The sequence below is a fragment of the Akkermansia sp. RCC_12PD genome (assembly GCF_036417355.1).
Lineage (GTDB): Bacteria > Verrucomicrobiota > Verrucomicrobiia > Verrucomicrobiales > Akkermansiaceae > Akkermansia.
In genome coordinates this window covers 1,207,703-1,228,693 of record NZ_CP143889.1, presented here as the reverse complement: position 1 = coordinate 1,228,693, position 20,991 = coordinate 1,207,703, and the positions used below count along the sequence as shown (strand labels likewise).

Annotated in this window: 14 protein-coding genes and 2 pseudogenes; 7 read left to right on the top strand and 9 right to left on the bottom strand. The window is 55.0% G+C overall.

Annotated elements, in window-relative coordinates:
* Positions 1-52 precede the first annotated feature (52 nt).
* The gene (locus V3C20_RS05150) at positions 53-1,111 is read left to right on the top strand and encodes a hypothetical protein (protein ID WP_130084025.1); all 1,059 of its coding nucleotides are present in this window, start codon (positions 53-55) and stop codon (positions 1,109-1,111) included.
* A gap of 98 nt (positions 1,112-1,209) precedes the next feature.
* The gene (locus V3C20_RS05145) at positions 1,210-1,650 is read left to right on the top strand and encodes a hypothetical protein (RefSeq protein ID WP_130084026.1); all 441 of its coding nucleotides are present in this window, start codon (positions 1,210-1,212) and stop codon (positions 1,648-1,650) included.
* A gap of 220 nt (positions 1,651-1,870) precedes the next feature.
* Here the strand turns inward: V3C20_RS05145 and dnaN are convergent, their stop codons facing one another.
* From dnaN to V3C20_RS05130, 3 genes are all read right to left on the bottom strand, one after another.
* Complete coding sequence (dnaN, locus tag V3C20_RS05140) at positions 1,871-2,971, bottom strand: DNA polymerase III subunit beta (RefSeq protein WP_067569578.1); 1,101 nt, start codon at positions 2,969-2,971, stop codon at positions 1,871-1,873.
* Entirely contained in the window at positions 2,968-3,120 is a 153-nt protein-coding gene (locus V3C20_RS05135) for a hypothetical protein (protein ID WP_153812564.1), read from the bottom strand. Before V3C20_RS05135 ends, dnaN begins: the two co-directional genes overlap by 4 nt.
* 281 nt (positions 3,121-3,401) lie before the next feature.
* On the bottom strand, positions 3,402-4,217 hold the full coding sequence (locus tag V3C20_RS05130) for a DapH/DapD/GlmU-related protein (RefSeq protein ID WP_161981344.1): 816 nt from the start codon (positions 4,215-4,217) through the stop codon (positions 3,402-3,404).
* Positions 4,218-4,634: 417 nt separating this feature from the next.
* Between V3C20_RS05130 and ribD the strand changes: the two genes are divergently transcribed.
* On the top strand, positions 4,635-5,690 hold the full coding sequence (gene ribD, locus V3C20_RS05125) for a bifunctional diaminohydroxyphosphoribosylaminopyrimidine deaminase/5-amino-6-(5-phosphoribosylamino)uracil reductase RibD (RefSeq protein ID WP_130084028.1): 1,056 nt from the start codon (positions 4,635-4,637) through the stop codon (positions 5,688-5,690).
* On the opposite strand, the gene V3C20_RS05120 is transcribed toward ribD, so the two are convergent.
* The 3 genes and pseudogenes from V3C20_RS05120 to holA all read right to left on the bottom strand — a co-directional run bounded on the left by V3C20_RS05120 (position 5,684) and on the right by holA (position 9,082).
* Positions 5,684-5,983: a YqaE/Pmp3 family membrane protein gene (locus V3C20_RS05120; protein WP_130084029.1), complete on the bottom strand. Its 300-nt coding sequence runs from the start codon at positions 5,981-5,983 to the stop codon at positions 5,684-5,686. The two genes, ribD and V3C20_RS05120, sit on opposite strands and share 7 nt — an antisense overlap.
* A 117-nt stretch (positions 5,984-6,100) precedes the next feature.
* Positions 6,101-7,976, bottom strand: a pseudogene (mnmG, locus tag V3C20_RS05110) (tRNA uridine-5-carboxymethylaminomethyl(34) synthesis enzyme MnmG).
* Complete coding sequence (gene holA / locus V3C20_RS05105) at positions 7,976-9,082, bottom strand: DNA polymerase III subunit delta (protein ID WP_130084031.1); 1,107 nt, start codon at positions 9,080-9,082, stop codon at positions 7,976-7,978. The pseudogene mnmG and the gene holA overlap by 1 nt, the downstream one beginning before the upstream one ends.
* A gap of 247 nt (positions 9,083-9,329) precedes the next feature.
* Here holA and V3C20_RS05100 point away from each other — a divergent pair, with 247 nt between their 5' ends.
* The 4 genes and pseudogenes from V3C20_RS05100 to V3C20_RS05085 all read left to right on the top strand — a co-directional run bounded on the left by V3C20_RS05100 (position 9,330) and on the right by V3C20_RS05085 (position 15,175).
* A complete protein-coding gene (locus V3C20_RS05100; RefSeq protein ID WP_161981654.1) occupies positions 9,330-10,802 on the top strand; it encodes a trypsin-like peptidase domain-containing protein in 1,473 nt (490 codons plus the stop codon).
* A 124-nt stretch (positions 10,803-10,926) separates the two neighbouring features.
* Complete coding sequence (ilvN, locus tag V3C20_RS05095; protein ID WP_067569564.1) at positions 10,927-11,409, top strand: acetolactate synthase small subunit; 483 nt, start codon at positions 10,927-10,929, stop codon at positions 11,407-11,409.
* A gap of 69 nt (positions 11,410-11,478) precedes the next feature.
* Positions 11,479-13,167: pseudogene (hrpA, locus tag V3C20_RS05090) on the top strand (ATP-dependent RNA helicase HrpA); the annotation flags it as partial.
* A gap of 22 nt (positions 13,168-13,189) precedes the next feature.
* Entirely contained in the window at positions 13,190-15,175 is a 1,986-nt protein-coding gene (locus V3C20_RS05085; protein ID WP_330935431.1) for a DUF3418 domain-containing protein, read from the top strand.
* Between the two features lie 662 nt (positions 15,176-15,837).
* On the opposite strand, the gene V3C20_RS05080 is transcribed toward V3C20_RS05085, so the two are convergent.
* The 3 genes from V3C20_RS05080 to V3C20_RS05070 all read right to left on the bottom strand — a co-directional run bounded on the left by V3C20_RS05080 (position 15,838) and on the right by V3C20_RS05070 (position 20,986).
* Positions 15,838-16,542: a TrkA family potassium uptake protein gene (locus V3C20_RS05080; RefSeq protein ID WP_067569558.1), complete on the bottom strand. Its 705-nt coding sequence runs from the start codon at positions 16,540-16,542 to the stop codon at positions 15,838-15,840.
* A gap of 10 nt (positions 16,543-16,552) precedes the next feature.
* Positions 16,553-18,301: a potassium transporter TrkG gene (locus V3C20_RS05075; protein ID WP_130084034.1), complete on the bottom strand. Its 1,749-nt coding sequence runs from the start codon at positions 18,299-18,301 to the stop codon at positions 16,553-16,555.
* 237 nt (positions 18,302-18,538) lie between these two features.
* Positions 18,539-20,986, bottom strand: coding sequence for a sialate O-acetylesterase (locus tag V3C20_RS05070; RefSeq protein ID WP_161981346.1), 2,448 nt, complete (start codon positions 20,984-20,986; stop codon positions 18,539-18,541).
* Positions 20,987-20,991: the final 5 nt, after the last annotated feature.

Genomic DNA, 20,991 nt, shown 5'->3' with positions numbered 1-20,991 from the left:
AACCAGAAGGAGAAAGATTGCTCCTTTTCCATGGAATCCGTACACTTTTGCCATGCCTGTGACTCCGGAACATATTCTCCAAGACATTTTTTCTTTTTACCGGGAAAAAGAACTCCCCGTGCTGCTCAACCAGTATAAAAGATGGTCGGAAAGCCGCCCGCTGGAAGGATGCCGGATTATTGACGCCTCCCCTGTATTCCGGAACACCTGCGCCAAATACGCCGCCCTGCTGGCGGCCGGAGCGGATTTGACGGTGGCCGTCTCCCGGGTCATGCCCCATGATCCGGAAATCCTTCTCCTGCTGGCGGCCTATGGAATTCCCGTGATAGACGCGGAACGGACCGAAGGTCCTTACGATGTCGTCCTGGATTGTGCGGGCGCCCTTTCCCATGTCCCCAGCCGCTGCGGTTATGTGGAATTGACGCGGTCCGGTGCGGAACATTACGCGGGATGCACGCAGCCCGTCTGGATGGTGGATGCGGGGAAAATCAAACAGATTGAAACCTGCCTGGGCACCGGGGAAAGTTTCTTCCGCGCCCTGGCCTCCCTGGGATTTGATGACTGGCATGGGAAAACGCTTGTCGTCATCGGGTATGGGAAAGTGGGCCGAGGCATCGTCCTGCATGCCCTGAACAACCGGATGCGCGTCATTGTGGCTGATGTAGAAGAAAAACGCCTTCCTTCCCCGTCCGTTTCCTTTCTCTGCGCGACGGATGGCGCGGCTCTCAGCCACGCGGTAAAACAGGCCTTCTGCGCCGTCACGGCCACCGGCAGGCGGCATGCCCTGTCAGGTCTGATTGATCCCGCCCTGCCCTGCTCCTCCGGTGTTCTGCTGGCGAATATGGGTGTGGAAGACGAATGGGGGCCATCCATCCCGAAAAACAGCATTCTGAATGAAGGGCGTCCCCTCAATTTCATCCTGCCCGATCCCACGCAAATGTGCTATATTGATCCTCCACTGGCTCTTCACAACCAGGGCGCCGTGGAACTGGCCGCAGGCCGCGGAAAGCCCGGTCTGTTTCCACCTCCTCCGGAAATGGAGGAATACTTCCTTTCCCTGATCCGTTCCGGGGGAATCATTCCAGAGCAACTGCTAGACTCCCTTTCCTGACTTATCCTCTTGCGTCCCCGGAGCCGGAAGAGTATCCTATAGAATGCGGCTGGAAACTCAACATGCCCGCCGGATCCGTTTCATTGACTTCGCAACTCATGAGCACTTATTATTCCTACCATAGCTATCACCTGGCCGGGAAGCTTTACGGCACTCTGGGGTGCGCCCTGGCGTGGGGCATCTTTGGAGCCGGCTGGTGGATTCTCCCACTGGCTGCGGTCCTGACTTGCCTGTGGCTTTCCGTCATTCTCGGCAGGCCGCATTTTTTGACTGTCACGTCCGTCTTCATCGCATGGGGCAACGGAATCGCGCGCAGGGAAATTCCCTGGGAAGCCATTGAAAGCATAGGATATACGCCGGACCAGGAAAACAAGCCGGGTCTCAAAATAGAGTTGAAAGACGGCAATATTCTGGATGTGGATTCCTCCTGCTTCTCCTCCCTGCCCGCCGTGCGGGAAGCCATTCTTCAAGCCTCCGGCAAATATCCCGTGCATCTTGCTCCGGACCTGTTTGCCGCTCCGGGCATGCTGAGCGAATAAGCATTCCAAAAGCCTTTTTTTCCACAGAGGGAGGGAAGACGTTATCCTTTTATTTTCCACAGATCCATGCTTCATCTCATTCGGGAAAATGAAAAATGTTCCACGTAGAACATTCATGTGAATAACATATTCATTCCATTCACTTTCAAACAATAAAAAACAGGCGCCATGTTTCCACGGCGCCTGTCCCTTTGTATGAATGATTTTGTGCCAGTCAAAATCAGTTGGGAGATCTCATCGGCATGAGCACGTACAGGAACTCATCGCCAATCTTCAGCACGCCCGGGCTCATTTCATCAATGAGGTTCAGCGTGATCATCGTATCGCCGGGCATGGTTTTCAGGGGGGCCATGAAGAAGTCCGGATTGAAGGAGATGGAAAGGGGCCTGCCGGAATAAGTGATGGTCACGGATTCGTGCGCTTCACCCACGCCTTCCGCGCTGGATGCCACTTCCAGTTCGTTTTCCCGGAAGTTCAGCTTGATGTTCGTGCTCTTGTCCACGGAGAGGAGGGAGACGCGGCGCACGGTTTCCAGCAATTCTCCGCAGGGAAGCTCAATGCTTTCCTTGCAGTCCGTCGGAATCACCTGGCGGTAATTCGGGTAATTGCCGTCAATCAGCTTGCTGATCAGCAGCGTATCGTTGATTTCAAAAGCCGCCTGGTTGCGGGTGAAACGGATCGTGACGGAACCCACTTCATCCAGCAGGCGCCTCAGTTCCCCTACGGCCTTGGTAGGCAGAATGGCGTCCAGCTGCTGTTCTTCCGGGAAATCCAGAGCAGTTTCCGCCAGGGCCAGGCGGCGGCCGTCCGTAGCCACCAGCGTCATCTTTCCATTGCGGAAGGAAAGGGAGATGCCGTTGAGCACGTAGCGGGTCGTATCCGTGGAAATGGCGTATTCTGTCCGGCGGATGCAGTCGCGCAGAAGGTTCTGCTCCACCTGGTACACGGTTGCCTGTTCAAAGGAAGGAAGCTCGGGGAATTCGTCCGCCGGAAGGCCGTTCAGCTTAAACTGGGAGCGGCCGCATTCCACGGTCGCCTGGTTGCGCTGGTTCACATCCACCTGCACTTCCGCTTCAGGAAGTTCGCTGATAATGCTCACCAGCTTTTTGGCGGGAAGGGTAACCGTACCGTCCCTCACCACGTTGGCGGGCACCACGCCCGTGATGCACACATCGAGGTCGGTTGCAGTAAAGCGCACCTGCCCGTTTTCAGCTTCAATCTTTACATTGGAAAGAATGGGCAGCGTCGTTTTGGAAGACACCACACTGACTACCTGTCTCAGGCCATCCAGAAATACTTGCTTGGAAATAGTAAACTTCATGTGACTGTGCTTTTATCTGCCTCGCATCCTCTCACAAATGCCTCCCTCTCTTCAAGTTCTTTCTCCGTCAAATCGGCATATTTGGCAGTATTTTTTTCAAAAGCATACCATATATAGTAATTCACCATTTTAAAGGGCATATCTTGCATGGTGCGTTTTTTGAGATTATTTAAGCATTCTTAAAAGTCTGTTCCACCAGCTGTGCGTCTCCGGCATTTCCGGTTCGCCGGAGCATTGGAAATGCAGCTTCAGCAAGGTTTTCGGACAGAAATTTTCACAAATGCAGGAAACGGAAAGAAATAAAGTGGTAAAAACTTTTTCATCCGTACTCATTCCGGAAATCTTGGAATGAAACAAAAAACTTTGTTGGTTTCCACTCAGGATACCCCCGTTCACGGGCAAACCATGTGTTCGGTTCCGAAAAACCGTCCTACCGGAAAATTTCGCCGGGCATGGTCCATGTTCCGGGGGAAACCACTCGTCCCGGCAGTACAACGGTATTGGCTCCAAGCCTGACGTGATCTCCAATGACGGCTCCCAGCTTGTTCCTTCCCGTTTCTACCAGCCTCCCTCCAGCCATCATCTGCTGCTCCGCCCCGTCGTGCCTGAAATTGGAACAAACCGTTCCCGCGCCAAAATTGACATCGTTTCCGATGATGGAATCCCCGGCATAACTCAAATGAGAAATAAACGTCCCGTCCCCCACAATGCAATTCTTCAACTCAACGCCCTGCCCCACAACACACCCGTCTCCCAAAGAAACATATCCCCTCAAATAGCAATTCGGACCAACCCTGCAACCGTCTCCCACCCATACGCAGCCTTCCACCACCACGCCGGGCAACACTGCGGAATCCCTCCCAAGCCGCAAGGTTCCCATAACATGCGCGCCGTCTTTTATGAAACCGCCATCTCCTTCCATTCCCCTCATCACTCTCTCCTGCCAGTCCAGCAGATCCCACGGATATACCAGCCGCTCCACGGCCATATTCCTTTTCAAGGAACTCCGCCGTACTCCCGGAGCCCCCTTCCCCGCCAGAAAACAACCCTCCGCATTCCTCAGCTCGCATTCCCCCGGTCCGTAATCCGCCAGCCACACAGCAGCCTCCGGTGAAAAATCATGCATGGACACCTCCACAGCTCCATCCCCGCTCCCGCGCTCTTCCTCTTCCGGTCCCAAAACGGCTTCAAAGCCCGCTTCCCGGAGTTGTAAGGCACAATACGCACCTATGCTTGTCCCGGCCACGGAAAACGCGTGGAAGGGCCTTTCAGGACCCGTTGCCGGAAAAGTGAGATCCCTCTCAGGAATATAAATCAATCTGGCAATCCGCATGCAGGAATGATATTCCCTGTTCCGTACTTTCTGCAAGAGCAATGCAGCCGGTGCCCGGAGTGACCTCTTCAGGAAATAACTGTGTGAAAGGAACAGTGAATCACAAGTGAATACTCTGTGAATAACTTATTCAGATATTATTCACATTTCTGTTAACGGAATTTATTCACATTTGCAAAAAGGCAAACCGCACTCATTTTAAACGCGAAACCAGTGTTGTTCACAATTGCCACAGGGTAGAAGAAGAAGGAATTTAATATTGTTAAATCTAATACTCTTCAACACACATCTCTATTGTCCTTTTTCCATGATCCATGATACAAGGTCCCCATGAACGCAGAGGATCGGGATGCCCGCTGGATGAAACTGGCCATTGAACTTGCCGGAAAAGGGCTCGGACTAACCAGCCCCAATCCCTGCGTAGGCGCCGTCATCGTTCACAAGGATCAAATCATCGGCTCCGGATTTCACGAAAAAGCCGGCCTCCCCCATGCAGAAAGAAATGCCATTGCCGACGGTATTGCCAAAGGCAATGCCGGGCTGTTTCCAGATTCCACCCTTTACGTTACATTGGAACCGTGCAGCACGACGGGAAAAACTCCCCCTTGTACGGAAGCCATTATGGAACACGGTTTCAAGAGAGTAGTTTACGGTTCGGAAGATCCCAATCCCGGTCACAAGGGAATTGCTGCGGAAATCTTGAAGAATGCAGGCATTAAAGTTACCCGAGGAGTTCTGGAGAAGGAATGTGACTTTTTGATCAGGGCTTTCCGTCTGAACATGATGGAAGGCCGTTCCTGGGTAATCGCCAAAAGCGCCATGTCCCTGGACGGGCATATTTCCCGCAGTCCGGAACGTTCCCAATGGCTGACCGGAAAAGCGGCTAGGTCTTTTGTGCATACGCTCCGTTCCGAATGTGAAGCTGTCATGACAGGAGGAAACACGGTGCGCATGGACAATCCGTCTTTGACGATCAGGAATCCGGAAAAACCCGTTTCTCCCCTTAAGGAACAACCGTGGCGCATTATCCTGACCCGGAATGCCGCTTCCATTCCGGAAAATTCCATCTGCCTGACGGATGAATTTCGCGACCGCACCCTGATCGTAGAGAATGTATCCAATTATTTGGAATTGTTACAAAATTTATACACGGAAAGAAAAATAAGCTCCCTTCTGCTGGAATCTGGAGGTGTTCTGATGAAGGAATTTTTGAAAGCCGGTCTGGTGGATGAATGGGTGGGGTTTTATGCTCCCGTCATTACGGGCGGCGGTGTTGACGGAGTGGAGGGAGGGGATTTCCTGGAGCGTGAAGCTCATCTTGTAAAGCCGTCTGCAAGGATGTTTGGAAACGATGTATGCATCCGGGGTGAAGTGCGTTATCAATAACAGGAAGCTTTGTCTCCGGATGCCGTGACGTTATCTTCCTTTTTACGGCAGACTATTTCCGTTTTTCTTCTGGAATTCCGTTTCAGGTCCTGGTGAACCTGCCATTTGACCATCTCTTTCATCATTGCCTGGTGCCTGTCGTTGCTTTCTTTCTGCAGGACAATTAATATGGCATGGTCCATGCCGGGAATGTATCCGACAAGGCAAAGGAAGATATTGAGGATAAAGCTTCCGCATCCTCCATAAGCCAGTGCCATGGAAGGCGGCAGCAAAATAGCCAGAACGTACCGCATGATGTAATGATCATATGTCGTTTTCTATAGGTCAACAAGCACAATGATTTTTATCTTTGCGTGCTGAAGATTTCCAAGAAAGGAAATTTCACCCGGAAAAAGTAACGCGAATGCTGTTTATCTGTTCCGTTTCTTCAAATAGACAAGCAGAAGCGCTATATCCGCCGGAGTAATGCCGGGAATGCGGGAAGCCTGTCCTATGGTGGCAGGACGTATTTTACCCAGCTTGATGACGGCTTCCTTTTTTAAAGCATGGACGGATTCGTAATTGATATCGTCAGGGATAGTTTTTTTCCTCCATCCGTACGATTTTTTCTGCCTGTTTTTTTTGCCTTTCAATGTGGCCCTCATACTGGATGTCCGTAGCTATGGCATCCCAATGTTCCACGTGGAACATTTTTTTCATGTCTTCCGGCAGCATGGACCAGTCATTTCCGGGGCGCTTGAGCCAGATGGAAACGGGCACACCTTCATATTTCATTGCCGTAGCCTGTTTTATTCCCTCTTCAATGGCCTTCCGCCTGTTTTCTGTTTCCTTAAACAGATCATGGGTGATGAGGCCGTTTTCAAACGCCAGGGGAGCCAGCCGCAGGTCAGCGTTATCCTGCCGCAGCAGCAGCCGGAATTCCGCGCGGCTGGTGAACATGCGGTATGGTTCGTCCGTTCCCTTGGTAACCAGGTCGTCAATCATGACGCCTATATAAGCCTGGTCCCTTCGGAGAATCAGAGAGGTTTTTCCAAGGACTTTCAGGGCGGCGTTCGTTCCCGCCATCAGGCCCTGGGCGGCGGCTTCTTCATAACCGGAAGTCCCGTTGATCTGTCCGGCAAAATACAGGTTCTCTACGAGCTTGGTTTCCAGAGTGGGGTGAAGTTGGGTGGGTGGGCAGAAGTCGTATTCCACCGCATACCCCGGGCGTATCAACTGGGCATTTTCCAAACCGGGAATAGTGCGGATAAATTCGCATTGAGCGGAGTAGGGCAGGGAAGTGGACACGCCGTTGAGGTAGAATTCTTCCGTGCTGCGTCCCTCCGGTTCCAGAAAAACCTGATGGCTCGTTTTTTCTGCAAACCTCACGATTTTGTCTTCAATGGAAGGGCAGTAGCGCGGCCCTATCCCTTCAATGATACCGCTGTACAGGGGACTGAATTTCAGATTATCCCGGATAATGTCGTGCGTGGTCTGGTTGGTGTACGTGATCCAGCAGGGCATCTGCTCCATCCGGAAATCTTTGTCTCCCCACGTGTTCAGTGTACAATAGGGTTCGGAAAAACGCTTCAGCAGCTTGCGTGAGCGGTAGCTGAACAGGGCAGGGGGAGTGTCCCCCGGTTGGAGTTCGCAGACAGAAAAATCAATGGACCTGCCGTTGATGCGGGGAGAAGTGCCTGTTTTCAGCCGTTCCACCTGAAAGCCCAAATCCGCCAGGCCCGAGGAAAGCGTGGAAGGTGCACAACCCATGCGGCCGCCTGTGATATGCTGCAGTCCTACATGCAGCAGGCCTTTCATGAAGGTGCCGGAACAGATGACCACGCTGCGTGCATGAATGGTATAGTCCAGGGAAGTGACGGCGCCCGCGGCCTGCTGTTCTCCATTGACAAGCAGCTTGACGACGTCTCCCTGGAACAGCCGTACGCCGGGAGCGGTTTCCAGCACTCTTTTCATGCGTGTGCGGTAGGCAGTCTTGTCGCATTGGGCGCGCGGAGCGCGGACGCTGGGGCCCTTGGAAGCGTTCAGCATCCGGAATTGAATGGCGGTGGCATCCGTATTCAGGCCCATGGCTCCCCCCAGAGCATCTATTTCCCGGACAATATGCCCTTTGGCAAGGCCGCCGATGGCCGGATTGCAGGACATTTGGCCGATGGTGTCCAGATTATGAGTAAGAACGGCTACGGAACAGCCCATGCGGGAAGCGGCCAAAGCCGCTTCAATGCCCGCGTGTCCTGCGCCGACGACGAGAACGTCGAACACGGAAGATGCTTGGGTGGAGGAATTCATCAGGATGCTGAACAAATGGCAAGACGGTGCAGGACCAGCCGAGGATCAAGAGAAGAGGAAACCAGGGCCTTGTCGGCCTTCATGCACTCCTTCAAGGTCTGTTTCAGTTTCTCCGTCTTGAATTTGGCGGCGTTTTGAGCTGCCAGGAAAAGCGGGTAGGCATTCGGGGTGCCGTCCTTCTTCAAGGGAATCAGCGCGGATGCATAGGAGGGCAGGGAAGAAATTCTGGCGGTGAAATCCTTGAAATTGGTAGGTTTCAAATTGAAAGCATCACACAAAAGCTTGGCGGCCAGCAAATTTCTAAGGGTCGGAATAAACGCGGCACGCATGATGGTGACGGCATTTTCCCCGCGTTCCAGTTGAAAATCGATCAGGGAAATGGCTGTGTCGCTCTTCTTGTTTTCCAGCGCCCGTGAAATTTCGAAAATTACTCCCGTGCGGGTGAGTGGAACCATTCTTTCCACATCCTCCGGCATGACCGTCCGCCGTTCCGCTCCCAGGAAAAGATCCAGCTTTTCAATTTCGGAAATAATCTGGCGGGAAGACTCGCTGACGCGGTGGATGAACAATTCCAGTGCGGAAGGGTCGAAGGCCATCCCTCTTGCGGCCGCCTCCTTGTTTACCAGGGGCATCAGGCTGCCTTCCCAGCCGGCCTTGGTAATGTCCGGCTTATTCAATTCTACCGCTGCGGAATGCTGGAGCAAGAATTTATTAAAGGAGCGGCGTTTGTCGAATTCGGAAGCGGAAACAACCAGAATGACGTCCGGACCCAGCCCGGCTTCCAGCAATTGCTTCAGGGAATCCAGAGCCGTTTCCGTGGTGGAGGATCTGCCTGTAACGGAATCCCCCAGGAAGTTGCAATTTTTCATCCAGACCACCTTGCGTCCGGGGAAAAAGGGCAGTGTGCGCAGGGCCTCCATGACCTGGCGGACAATTTGGGCCGCTTCATCGGAATCTCCGCAGCCCGCTTCCAAAATTTCATGGGAAAACTCGTTCGTTCCTTCCGTCAGGGCGGCAAAGACGCCGGAAGCCTTTTCACGCACCATCCCTTCATCCGTGCCGAAAACGAGATGAATGGCCTGTTGTTCTGGAATAAAGCTGCCCATAAAGCGTGCCCGTTCATACCACAAAATCCGGTTTTTTGAAAGACGTATTTGTCATTAGAAAGTTTTTTCATTTGAAGAAGATAGGCTTAAATAGTATCAATGGGAAAGGAATGAGGGATATAATCCGGAGTTTTTCCGTTCCTTCCCTTCCCATACCCTTGTGATCAAGCCGAAAACCGTTTGATCATCACCACGGCAGGGCATTTTCATGAGATCGAACATCTGGACACGGACTCTACTTGTCATCATGATGACGGTTATGATGACCGTTGTCGCCGTGGCTTATTGGAGGTGGGAAAGCCGCGTTACGGAAAGGAATATTTCCTTCAGGTCGGAAGTGTTCACCACCGCTCAGGAATCCGAGTTGAAGGACACGGACATTCCCACTCTTCATCAGCTCAATGAGGAATACTCAAAGGTGGCGCAGCTCGTGGAGCGGGTTCTGGTCAGCATAGACACCACGGGCGTAACCAATGTCACCCAGCCTTCGGAAGACGGACAGTCCGTCATTGAAAAAAGGCTGGCGGTGCACGGCCTGGGTTCCGGAGTCATTGTCACCAAGGAAGGGCACATCATCACCGCCTACCATGTCATCCAGAACAAGCATGCCCTGAGGGTCACCCTGAGCGACGGAAGGAGCGTCTCCGTGCATCTGGTGGGAGTAGACCCGGAACTGGATATCGCCGTGCTGAAGGTGGACAAGCCGGACAACCAGACGACCTTCAATCCTCTTCCCTTCGGCAACAGCGACAAAGTGGCTCCCGGAATGATCGTTCTGGCCTGCGGCAACCCCTACGGACTGGGCACGACGGTCTCGCGCGGCATCATCAGCGCCCGGGAACGCAAGCTGATGGATTCCGGCCTGGATCTGATTCAGACGGATGCCAGCATCTTTCCCGGCAATTCCGGCGGACCTCTCATCAACATTCGCGGGGAAATCATCGGCATCAACAAATCGATTCTCCCCAATACGGAAAAAAGTTATACGGGCATCGGCTTTGCCATTCCTTCCAATCTCGTCCAGCACTCTTTCCAGCAAATCTGCGTGCATGGCCGTCCCATGAGGGGGTATCTGGGACTGGACATCGTACCCAATACGCCCCCTCTCCGCAGTTTTCTGGACTATCATGAAGCCACGGGCGCTGTCGTGAACATGGTCAAATCCGGCTCCCCGGCTGAACAGGCCGGTCTCCGGACGGGAGACGTCATGCTCAATTTCAATGAAGTTCCCATTCTGAACGTTCAAGATGTGCTTGACCGCATAGAAAACCTTTCCATTGGCGACAAATTCCGGTTGAAAATCTGGAGAAAGGGGCAAAAAATGAATCTTACCCTGAAAGTTGGTGACAGCATTCTGCAAAATGCCCCCTCTCCGTGGGCGGACTTCATGGAAGGTGTAGGCATGCACTTGCGCGAACTCACGGCGGAAGAACAATCCATTGGCGCACGGGGGCTGCTGGTCATTCAGGTGAACCCGAAAAAATCCGTGGGCCAGATCCTCCAGACGGGGGACATGGTCTTTGCAGTGAACCACCAGAGCGTCAGTACCATGGAAGCACTGGTCAAAGCGTTGCGGGAGGGGCCCGCCCTGCTGACCGTTTCCCGTGACGGACAGCAGTTCAACGTGAAGGTGGATGCCCGCCCGGTTTCAGAAAAAACCCTGCTTCCCCGCATTCCCACGGCTACGAAAAGCAATGCCATCCTGCCGAGGGAACTTTGAATTCCGCTGCCGCAGTTTCCTGCGAAGCGCTTCCTCTGCCGTCGCATTTTGCGGCATTCCCCGGCACAGGCTTGACTGCCAGATAAAAACGCATATAATATATCACCTTTAAGAAATTAAACTTATGACTCGTCATACCATCTCCGTACTTGTTGAAAACAAATTCGGCGTGCTTGCCCGCATTGCCGGTTTGTTCAGTGGACGGGGCTACAATATTCATTCGTTGAACGTTGCCCCTAGCCAGGACCCGCGCTTTTCACGGATGACCATCGTCGTACGTGAAAAGGAAGACGTCCTGGACCAGATCATCAAGCACCTGGAAAAACTCGTCAACACGGTGGAAGTGGTGGATTTCCGCAACACGGACAACGTGTACCGGGAGACGGTATTGACCCGCATCGGCGTGGATTCCGCCACGCGGCATGAAGTCATTGAATTCTGCCAGATCCTGGGCGCCTCCATTGTGGACGTCACCAAAGACGCCCTGACCATCGAGGTTACGGGCGGCGAACATAAAATTGACCGTTTTCTGTCCCTTATTGAAGACTACAATGTGCAGATGCTGACGCGCAGCGGCCGCATCGCGCTTCCCAAACCCCGGCAGTAAGAAACCTTTCCGGCCTTTCCATCAAACCCTGCAGGACGGTCTTGCAGGGTTTTTTTCTCCCTTCCTTCCATGAACATCACTTATCCTGACCTTCCCATCTCCCGCCGCCGGGATGACATTCTGGCGGTCCTGCGGGAGCATCAGGTCATGGTGGTGGTCGGGGAAACGGGTTCCGGCAAAACCACCCAGCTTCCCAAAATGGCCATGGAACTTGCCGGAGACAGGCCGGGCAGAGTGGGCTGCACCCAGCCCAGAAGGCTCGCCGCGGCTTCCGTCTCCCGCCGTGTGGCGGAAGAACTGGGCTGCGAACTGGGCGGCCTGGTGGGGTACCAGGTGCGGTTTGAAGAAAAGGCGGGACCGGATACGCGTTTGAAATTCATGACGGACGGCATCCTGCTGGCGGAAACTCAGCATGATCCGGACTTGCGCCAGTACCATACCCTGATCCTGGACGAGGCTCACGAACGCAGCCTGAACATCGACTTTCTGCTTGGATATCTCAAGCTCCTGCTGGACAGGCGGCCGGACCTGAAGCTGGTGATCAGCTCCGCTACGCTGGACGCAGGGGGATTCTCCGAATTCTTCAACGGCGCCCCCATCGTGCAGGTGGAAGGGCGTACCTACCCGGTGGACCTGCACTATTTGCCGCCTCTGCATGAAGACGAGGAACTGGCCGCCCATGTGGCGCGGGCCGTGGACTGGCTGGATGGCCTGGACGACCGCGGGGATGTGCTTGTCTTTCTTCCCGGCGAACGGGAAATACGGGAGGTGGCGGAAAAACTGGAAGGCCGCCAGTTGAGGAACACGCGCATCCTGCCCCTGTTCGCAAGGCTGGGCCTGGCGGACCAGCAAAGAATCTTCCATCCGGAGCAGGGGTCCAGACGCATCGTGCTTGCCACGAATGTGGCTGAAACGTCCCTGACCATTCCCGGCATCATTTACGTTATCGACTCCGGCCTGGCGCGTATCAGCCGCTACAGTCCGGCTCGCCAGGTGCAGCGGCTCCAGATAGAACCCGTCTCCAAGGCCAGTGCTCGCCAGCGTGCGGGACGCTGCGGACGCGTGTGCGAAGGCGTCTGCATACGCCTGTACAGTGAAGAGGAGTGGGAAGACCGCCCCGACTTTACGGACCCGGAAATCAAACGCAGCGCCCTGGCCGGAGCTCTGCTCAGAATGAAAGACCTGGGCTTGCCGGAAATGCCGGAATTCCCGCTGCCGGACCCTCCTTCCTCCAAACTGGTGACGGAAGGCTACCGTACCCTGCGGGAAATAGGAGCCTTGGACAAGGCCCGGCAACTTACATCCGTGGGCAAAAAACTGGCTCGGCTGCCCATTGATCCGCGGCTGGGCCGTATGCTGCTGGAAGCGCAGCATGAACAGGCCCTGCCTGAAATGCTTGTCATCGTGGCCGGCCTGGGCATCATGGATCCCCGTGAGCGTCCGTCGGACGCCGCCCAGAAGGCGGACCAGGCTCATGCGCAATGGAAGGACGAAGACAGTGACTTCCTGTCCCTGCTCAAGCTGTGGAAAGATGCGTGGCAATTCAGGGAAGGGCGGCGTTGGCGTAAAAACCAGCTCCGCAAATGGTGCGGAAAAAACTTCCTCAACTTCAACCGCATGATGGAATGGTTCAACCTGTGGGAGGACCTCTCCCGGCTGGTGAAGGAAACCTTGAGGTGTAAAATATCCCCTCTGGAACAGGAAACGGACCGCCAAGCCTCCTTTGCCATGATTCACCGGAGCATTTTGGCCGGCGTGCCGCGCCAGTTCGGCCTCTGGGATGCGGACAGCCGGGAATACCGCGGCGCGGGGGGGGCGTTCCTTCGGCATTTTTCCCGGCTCCGGCCTGTTCCGCCGCAAGAAGCGGAGCGAATGGGTCATGGGCGTGGAACTGGTGGACACCACCCGCCTATGGATGCGCCGCGCCGCCCGGCTGGAACCGGAGTGGGTGGAGCAGGTAGCTCCCCATCTCTGTGAATCCCATTACTCCGGAGCGCGGTGGGACAAGGAACAGGGTGCGGTTTACGCGGTGGAGCGCGTGGTATGCGGCGGCCTGCGTATCATTGACAACAGGCGTGTTCATTACGGACGCATCAATCCCGCCCATGCGCGGGAAATCATGATCCGCGAAGGACTGCTTGGTGGTGGCTTCCGCACGAAGCCCGCCTGCATCCGGCATTTGGAATCGCTCCGCGAGGAAGTGCGGCAGATAGAACTTAAACTACGCCGCCCGGACCAGGTCTGGTGCGAGGAAGGCGTTTTTCAATTCTTCAATGGCCTTGTTCCGCAGGACTGCTGCACGGCGAAGGCCTTTTTGCGGTGGGCCGCAGGCATGGAAAAAAACAACCCGGAATCCCTGCATGTTCCGGCGGAGGAAGCCATGTATGAATTCTGGGGGAAGGACCTGCTGGCCGGTTTCCCGGATGAAATTTCCTGCAACGGTGCGGAATACACCGTCTATTACCAGAATGACCCCGGCGCGGAAGATGACGGTGTAACTTTGGGGGTCCACATCGACCAGCTTCCAGACGTGCCGGAATGGCTGCCGGAGTGGGGCGTGCCGGGCCATTTGGCCCAAAGGGCGGAATGCCTGCTGCGCACTCTTCCCAAAGATCTGCGCGTCTTTCTCCAGCCCATCAGCCAGAAAGCCGCCTACTTTGCTGAGCTGCGGCATGGGCTGGAACCGGACGGCCCGCTGGCGCGGAAACTGGCGGAATTTGTGGAAGCGGAAACAGGGAGGTTCTGTGCTCCATCCTTCTTTGATATGAAACGTATTCCGGCGGAACTGGTTACAAAAGTCTGGGTATGCGACGATGAAGGCGAAGAGCTTGCCATGGGTACGGACATTGCGGAACTAAATAGCCGCTTGGGTAAAAAACTCTCCCGTCGGTTCAAGGAAACAGCAGCGGATATCGTATCTGTGACCGGCATGAAGGAATGGACCTGCGGAAATTTGGAGCGTACGGTGAATGTGGCGGGAAGGCCGGGTTATGTGGCCCTGGTGGATGAAGACGGATCTGTGGGCGTCCGTGTTTTTGAGGATGAACTGCGCGCGGCGGAATCCCACCGGAAAGGGTGTTTGCGCTTCATGCGCTTGCGCCAGACGGACCAGCTCAACCATCTCCGCAAGAAATTTCCTCTGAGGCTGGAAGGGAAACTCTCCCTACATACGCTCGGGCAGGTGCCGTCCACCAATGCGGACGACTTGGTGGACGTTTCCGCGGAGATGGCCATGGGGCGGCCCTTGCCGCGCACGGCGGAACAATTTGCTGCTGCGGAAATGAACTTGCGCCAGAACCTCTTTGACGCTGCGCATCATGTAGCAGAGATATGGGAACTGATGGCGGCTACGGAACATGCCGTCAGAGACTTCATGGCCGCGCAACAGGGAGTGCGCCATACGGAGCGCATCACGGCTGATCTCCAGAGCCAGCTTGACTGGTTGCTCCGCCCCCGTTTCCTGTGGGCGCATGGAGCGGAGCGCCTGCCGGACCTGAAGCGGTACATGCAGGGCATCGCGGAGCGCATCAGGCGCATCGGCCAGCAGCCTCTTGCCAGAGAGCTCGAACGCCTCGACCTCTTTGAACGCGTATATCTTCCCTGGCATCAGGCCCTGCCGGAACATTCCGGAGACCCGCGCTGGACACAGTACGGCTACCTGCTGGAAGAATACCGCCTGGCCGTCTTCGCGCCTGCCGTCTCCGTCAAGGGCCGTATCTCTGAAAAGCGCCTGGGAACCGCTTTTGAAGAATTAAATATTAGGTAGAAATTGAAAAGATTTTTTACCACTAGCCGTATTTTTTTCTCATACCATTATTTTACTGATTTAATTAAAAATCTTGCCAGACTTGTAGATCACAAAACAGAGGAAATACAAGAATTGAATTATTGTCTCCGAATATGGTTCATTAATTCACTCAATAAAAAATCCTGTTTTTTATTTGAATGAATATAATACGAATCTGGCAGGTGGAAAAAATGCCGTCTTATTGTAACGGGGCTGATGGGACGAAATAAATTTGAAACATTGCGGAATCTGAGAATTTAAAGCAATGGATTGACGTTCAGTATTTTTTTGTGGATGATTCAGGGATTTTTAGAAATTCTTTCTCTCCTATGGGCATGGAAGTATCGGGAAAATAATCCCTTGCTTTTATCTGTTAACTGTTCATCCTTCCTCTGTCTGGTTGCCGGAATTTATTTAAACCTGCCTCCTCCGCTGGCCGTAGTCTTTTACTGAAGCGGGAGGATATGCTGGATTTCCACTAATACCAAGCCGCAGGAATACATGATTTTTAAGAAATTTGCCATTCGGAAAAAGACGGCAAATAATCCGGGAGAATCTTATTCTCCATTCCTTGCGGCAGTTTTAATAAAAAATGCGGTGGCTTGAGCCGTGGTCCCCTGTCCATGGAAAATGTTTCCAGACTACAGTCCCTTGGAAAGCTGGGCGAATTCGATCAGGTTCGTTTCCTTGCCAAACAGCACGAGAATGTCGTGGTCCTCGAACACGAGGTCCGGGGATGGGGTGCCGATCACGGGAATGCGCGGGATGGAAAGGATTTCACGGCGTCCCTGGGGCGTTTGGGCCTCCCCGCGGCGTACGGTGAGCAGATTGAGGTGGTGTTCCGTGCGCAGGCCCACGTCGCGGAGCTGCTTGCCCACCCAGATGCGCGGCACGGCTATTTCCACAATGCTGTGATTTTCATCCATGGGGGAAACGCGCAGAAATTCGGGGGACTCCAGCTGGCTGGCGAGCTGCTTGGACGCCACGCGCGACAGGTTGATGAGCGCGTAAACGTTCATCTGGCTCAGAATATGTTCGTGCACCGGGCTCATCACGCGTGCGTAAATGTAGCGCACGCCCATTTTCTGGAGGTGAGTCACGACAAGAAGGTTTTCTTCAAAACTGTCCCCGATGGCCACAATCACGGCGGACTGGTCGTCCAGCTCCAGTTCCCGCAGGGCGGCCGGATTGGTATAATCCGTCACCACGGCGTAAGTCACCAGGTCCTTGACCTGCTCCAGTTCTTCATCGGAGGAGGCGACGGCCACCACTTCAATATTGCGGGCGGAAAGCTCTGTGCAGAGTTCCTGTCCAAACTGGCCCAGGCCGATAACGGTGTATCTCATAACGGTATATTCAGGTTAGCGGGATTTTGACGGATGGATAGCGGTAATGCCGCGGGGTGGGGGTGCCAGCCAGGGCGATGAGAAAGGCGAAAAGCCCCACGCGGCCGGCGAGCATGTTGATGATAAGCAGGTATTTGGAAGGGTCGCCCAGATGGGGCGTGATGCCCCGCGACACGCCTACCGTAGCAAAAGCGCTGCAATTTTCAAAGAAGATATCCAGGGAGCTCAGAGCTGGCTCCAGGCTGCAGATCAGAATGGTAAAACAACCGATCCACGCGCAGGACACCACCACGGTGATCACGCACCGCGCTACGGTCCGCTGGTCGATGCGGCGCCGGAAAAACTCCACATGCTCCCTGCCTTGGAGAATGCGCAGGATTTCGGCCCCCGCAATGGCGCAGGTGGTGGTGCGCATGCCCCCCGCGGTGCCTCCGGGGCTGCCGCCCACAACCATCAGCCCGCACATGATCAGGCTGGCGGCGGGCAGGTAGCGGCTGTAATCGCTGATGTTGAATCCGGCCGTGCGCGCCGTCACGCTGTCGAAAAGGCAATTCCAGAAATGCTGGGCCAGTGGTTCGGAGGCTTGTGGGGCGGATACAGTGAAAATCGCCAGTGTTCCTCCGACCAGAAGAATACCGGTGGTGATCATCACCAGCTTGAAATAGGGAGTCCATTGCATGCGCAGGCGGCGGTGTCTGGCCGTAAAGCGGTTGACCAGCCGGGCGTAGAGTTCCTTGTAAATGCCGAATCCCAGGCCGCCGCAGACAATCAGGGTCATGATGACCGCCTGCCCGGTGTGGCACAGGCGGATACCCGGTTCCATCAAATTCATCGGGAACGTGGAAAACCCCGCATTGCAGAAGGCGGAAACGGAATGGAAAAGGGAATGCCACCACAGCGGTTCCCCCATCAGGTTAATGTCCCTTCCCTCCCAGGAAAAATAGAGCAGTACGGCTCCGCACAATTCGATAAGCAGGGTGCTGACGATGATGGTGGTGATGAAGGAAACCACGGAACCCAGGTTCCCCTCGTCCAGCAGGTCCGTCAGCAACACGCGGTCGCGCAGGGAAAAGCCCTGGCCGGCCACCATGGCCACAAAATAAGCGAAAGTCATGATGCCGAACCCTCCGATCTGGATCAGCGCCAGCACGAACATTTCTCCCAGCGGTGTAAACACATTGGCGAAGTCAACTACGTTCAGCCCCGTAACGCAAACCGCGCTGGTGCTGGTGAATAGGGCGTCCGTAAAGCTCAGCGTAATACCGGGATAGGTGGAATTGGGAAGCAGAAGCAATCCGGTTCCGGACAGAATGACTATTCCCAGGGAAGCTACAAACTGCATGGCCGGAGCCATTAGTGGCCTTCCGTGTTTCTGCTTGCGCAGCAACCATTCAAAAATCCTGGTCAGGGACATCAATGTGGGAATGGCGATCAGGCCCGCCGTGATGACCAGACGGGACAGCTCCGTAAAACGCATGAAATTGTCTTCCTGCTGTTCCCGCGCGATCAGGGCGAAAATCAGCAGGCAGCTGACAATCTGGAAAACAAGCAGCCGCGGCCGCGGCCGGTTGATCTCTTTCCGGAGGTAGGAACCCACGACGCCCGTCAAGTGCCCGAAAGTGGCTACGGCGGCAATCAGGCGCGCCCATTCGTGTTCCGCCCGGTCCAAGGGCCAGCCCAATTCCCAGATCACCGACCCCAGAAGGATGGCAATGCAGATAGCTGCAAGTTTGGTGAATCCCGAGCGCGTGGTTGTCATGGGTGAAATGCCTTGCGCGGAGTCTACCACCTGGATATGGAAAGAAAAGCTCTTAAGCCGTTTGCCGTTCCTCGCCCGGGTTCCTTTGGTTAATTTCGGAACTTATGCCGTAAATACGGTTAAGGGAAAAGACAGGCCTCTCGGAAAATTCCCGGCATGATCCGGGACTGTTCTGGAGCGCCGGCATCCATTCTTTTTTGTTAACTCGCGGGCAGATAAATACCCGGGAGAAAAAAATCACCCTCGGCGGCGCATGGTCAGCAGGGCCGCCATGCCCAGGAGTCCCAGCAGGGCTGAAGACGGCTCGGGAACGGAAAGCGTTACGATTCCTGTGGAAGTGTCGTAATCCAGCACATTCCAGTCATGGGCGGCGTCTGCCATGGAAAAATCTTCCGCAGAGGAAAGCCCTTCCAGGGTCCCCCCTGAAATGTCCATTATCTTGAATGACATGGTATCCGCAGCATTCGCAATTCCGCTGATGTCCAGCGTCAATCCGTTCAGCAGGTTCAAGGTTCCACCCGTCATGATGATGGCGGCCAGCCCTTCGCCTCCCTCTACCAGGTTCATGGATGAAAGTTCCACGGTAAAGTTTCCCACCGTCAGACCGTCGCCCGTTCCGACCGTCATGGAATTGCCGGCCAGGATGCGGGAACCGTCGGACAAGGTGAGCGTTCCTGCCAGATGCTGGTTGGCCCAGACAACCTGGTGGGCGATTTCCACCCGTGCCGCCGTTCCCCAGTTCAGCACCTCTCCTCCGGCCAGGCGGATGATGTTGGAAACATTGTAATGGTTCAGGTTCAGCGTGCCTCCAACGTTGACTGCTGCCGTTCCATTGCCCAGGGCACCCTTGTTCCCCAGTTGCAGCGCGCCTCCGTTAACCTGAGTGCCTCCTTCATACGTATTGGCGTGGGCCAGCACCAACGTATTGTTCGTGGTCTTGGCCAGCGTCCCTTTTCCAGAAATTTCACCGTCCAGGGTAAGAACCTTCCCGGCGGTATTGGAAGATCCGCCGAAAGAGGATAGGGTACCTTCCTCCAAAATAAAACGGTTGTTCCATGTATTGCCCGCATTTTCCCAGCCGGCAAGAACGGTAGCGCCCTGCAGGGTTACCGTTCCGGTTCCCCATCCGGAGCCCGCCGTCTGGGAACCGGTTCCGTTCATCGTCATTTCAACGCCGGGGCCGATGAACCAGCTGCCCGTGAAAGCGGGGGCGGTCGCGCTGAGATAAGTATTCACCTCCACCCGTGCTACGCCGGAAGGGCTTTCCACCAGAGTGGAATTGCGGATGGCGACATCTCCCGTTCCCGTGATGAACGTGAGCTGGTGGTTGCCGGAGGAGCTGTTTCCCCGGATGGACAGGGTGCTTCCTCCCGCAATGTCCCACTGCTGGGTGCCCTGAAGTTCCAGTGCGGAGGCGATGGTCAGGTTTTTTCCGGCGGCGATGTCGATGCCGCCGCTTCCCAGGATCAAATGGCCGTCCTGCATGGAGGGCGCGGAACTTCCATCAGCGGCTACCCCACGGATGGTGATGGTATTCAGGTATGTGTCTTCAATCCTGATGCCGTAAAGCGTGGCGTTGATTCCGGCGGCTGAACTTACCATATTATCCTTGGCGGAGGAGGCTACGTCCCAGACGGCCACGCTGTCCATCGGCAATTTGCCGTTCATCCAGGCCTCCGTGGAGGAAAGGACGGCGTCGTAATTTCCGCTACGGACCGTGCCCACGTCATAGCCGGCCAGTCTGGCCGCCTCATAGGCATACCGGGCTCCGATCGTAATCTGGGACTTTCCGTCGTAATGAACGCCCATGCTGTCGCCGGAGGTGATTTTGGCGAGGTCCCGTGTGGGAACCCAGCCCATCTGGTCGTTTGCCCGGGCCAGGGCCTCCTGCTGTTCACGGGTCGTTCCGGAGGAACCTTCATTGCCGTTGAATCCTCCGGTGACGTCTCCCGTTTCGGCATTGGTGACATTCGTTGTATTCCACTTGGCTTGTTCTCCCAGTATGGCCTGGTGCTCCGTCAACCGGGAGACATCCACCCCTTCCTGTGCCACATCCCTTTGCAAATTGTCCAGAAACGTTAACAAGGAATTGGCTACATTATTGCTTTCGGCGGCTGTGTTGGATTCCCCCTGCAGGTACATCACGCCCATGATCTCCACCTTGTCGTAGTTGTTGGCCAGGGCGTTTTCACAGGCCTTCATGACGGTTTCCACGACCGCATTGTAGGCGTTCGTACCCTTGTTCCAATAGGAATTGCCACCTCCGTCCAGGGAGGCTTTCACGATCCCCATGTCCGCATTGCCGGAGGACGGTCCGCCCAGGGACCATCCCTTGCGCTCCATCACGGCGGCGAACCCATACTCCGGCCCCATGCAGTTGTAAGAACTGGCGGCCGTTCCGCATACCTGGGGAGCAACGGAGCCCCAGGAGGAAGAGGGTGGAGGATTGTAATCCACGGAATTGCCAGTATTTTTGTTGAAATTGTTGTGCCAGAATTTGGTGCTTCCGTCGGACTTGTACTGCTCCAGCATCTCTACGGACGCCGGGGAACCCTTGACGGCTCCCAGGGAATTGGATTGCCCTGTCAGGATATATAATTGGAGCGTTTTGGCTTCCGCTGCGCTGATTAAAGCCGCCGCCAGACAGGCGTACAGCAGGCTGCGGCAAAAGGGAGTCGGTTTCATTGTTG